The sequence below is a fragment of the Nostoc sp. 2RC genome, from assembly GCF_014222165.1.
Classification (GTDB): Bacteria; Cyanobacteriota; Cyanobacteriia; order Cyanobacteriales; family Nostocaceae; genus Nostoc; species Nostoc linckia.
Map to the genome: position 1 here is coordinate 1 of NZ_JACKZU010000651.1, position 2,045 is coordinate 2,045.

The following is a 2,045-nucleotide window of genomic DNA, read 5'->3' on the forward strand; positions in this document are numbered from 1 at the left end:
ATCCCCCCACTCCCCACTCCCCACTCTTTCAAAGTACGGAAATTGCGATCGCCCGGTGAGCAAGAACCACACTTGATTTTGTATATTGTTTGTTAATTTAAAGTCAGATTCTTTTTGCTTGGCAATTATACCTGGCAAACTAAATATCTCTTATCTTAAAAAAATAACGGAAAGTTTTATAGGAGGCTGGTATGGCTGCAACGGACTTCAAAGACTATTACGCAATTTTGGGAGTTAGTAAGACTGCCAGTCAAGAGGAAATTAAACAAGCTTTTCGCAAACTAGCCCGCAAATATCATCCTGATGTTAATCCAGGCAACAAACAGGCAGAGGCACGCTTTAAAGAAATTAATGAAGCTTACGAAGTTGTCTCAGACCCAGATAAACGCAAAAAATACGACCAATTCGGTCAATATTGGAGACAAGCTGGTCAAGGTTTCCCGTCTGGCGGCGCTGGTGTCGATATGGGCGGTTTTGATTTTAGCCAATACGGCAATTTTGATGAGTTTATCAATGAGTTACTAGGACGCTTTGGTGGTGGTAGTCCTCGTGGTGGGCGACAAACCTATTCTTACCGTACTTCCACAGGTGCCCCAAGTGGTTTTGGTGGCTTTAGTGATTTTGGATTTCAAGATGCAGGCGCTGGTACTAGCCAAGATAGTGAAGCTGCTATCACTTTAACTTTTGGTGAAGCATTTCATGGAGTGCAAAAGCGCTTTAGTTTGGGCAATGAAACAATTGATGTTCGCATCCCAGGTGGCGCTAAAACTGGTACTCGCCTACGCGTGCGGGGTAAAGGGCAAATCAACCCCATGACTCAACAACGGGGAGATTTATACTTAAAAGTCGAACTTCAGCCGCACTCGTTTTTCCAAATGGAAGGTGATAATTTGGTTTGCGAAGTGGCTATTACACCAGATGAAGCAACCTTGGGAGCATCAATTGATGTACCCACACCGGATGGTATGGTTAATGTCAAGTTACCAGCAGGTGTGCGTTCTGGTCAATCATTGCGGTTACGTGGCAAAGGCTGGCCTTTAGCCAAGGGTGGACGGGGCGATCAGTTGGTGAAGGTGGCGATCGCACCACCAAAAGACCTCAGCCAACAGGAACGGGAGTATTATGAAAAAATCCGCGCTATACGTACTTATAATCCCCGCAGTCATTTGTCTCAAGTCAAGCTGTAAGAAAGTTATTATCAAGCACCTATCTAAACAAAGCCTGCCTATAGGCGTAACATCAGCGCTATAGGCAGGTTTCTAACTAGCATTCTGCTGTGCCATTCTTGCTACCACAACAGACTTGAAGGCTTGAATTACCTCCGGAGTAGCCTCAGTAGCTTGCCATGCCGGACGTGCTATCAAGCGATCGCACCAAGTATTGAGTTTCGGATAGTCATTTAAGAAAATGCCTACTCTTGGTAACCAATTTACTACGGTTCCAGCCACAACTTCAGCTAAAGTTAGGTGTTCGCTGCCAAAATAAGGGCGATCGTCAAGTAAGCTTTCCAAAAACTTCAGCACTGTTGAAATTTTCTGCTTTGCTTGCTCAATTTTTTTTGCTTCGGGTTCAGGTAAGCCTAATATCTGAGGTAAAAATGTGGTGGTTGCTGGCAAAAGCTGATTCACAGTTATCAGTTGTACCATACGTGCGATGGCCAAATCCTTTGCATTTTGAGGCAGCATCACAGGTGTCGGATATTTTGCTTCTAAATAGTCCAGAATTGCCAAGGATTCTATGATCTTGAAATCGTCATCTACCAAAACTGGAATCTGATGAAAAGGATTAATCGCTAAAAATTCTGGTTTCAACTGCTCCCCATCTAGTTTTATTTCTACCAATTCAAACTCAATTTCTTTTTCTAGCAGAGTAATCCAAACGCGCCGCGAATTGGGAGAAATTGGCGAGTGATAAAGGGTTAGCATCAGAAAACCTCATACTTTATACTATTTTACTTCCAAGGTATCTGAATACCTAGTACTAAAAAGTTAACTTATACCAATTTGAAAAAATAATGCAACACATAGACAAGACCCCTCCCCAAC

Annotated in this window: 2 protein-coding genes; one reads left to right on the plus strand and one right to left on the minus strand. The window is 43.1% G+C overall.

The genetic code is table 11. The features are described 5' to 3' along the window. Nucleotides 1-191 precede the first annotated feature (191 nt). Entirely contained in the window at nucleotides 192-1,187 is a 996-nt protein-coding gene (locus tag GNE10_RS34150) for a DnaJ C-terminal domain-containing protein (protein ID WP_185570453.1), read from the plus strand. Nucleotides 1,188-1,259: 72 nt separating this feature from the next. Here the strand turns inward: GNE10_RS34150 and GNE10_RS34155 are convergent, their stop codons facing one another. Next, nucleotides 1,260-1,925 (minus strand): glutathione S-transferase family protein, encoded by a 666-nt coding sequence (locus GNE10_RS34155; protein ID WP_185570454.1) that lies wholly within the window; start codon nucleotides 1,923-1,925, stop codon nucleotides 1,260-1,262. Nucleotides 1,926-2,045 lie beyond the last annotated feature (120 nt).

Bases quoted from the DNA above. Each gene is read 5' to 3' on its own strand.
- GNE10_RS34150 (WP_185570453.1), top strand. From the start codon at position 192: ATGGCTGCAACGGACTTCAAAGACTATTACGCAATTTTGGGAGTTAGT.
- GNE10_RS34155 (WP_185570454.1), bottom strand. From the start codon at position 1,925: ATGCTAACCCTTTATCACTCGCCAATTTCTCCCAATTCGCGGCGCGTT.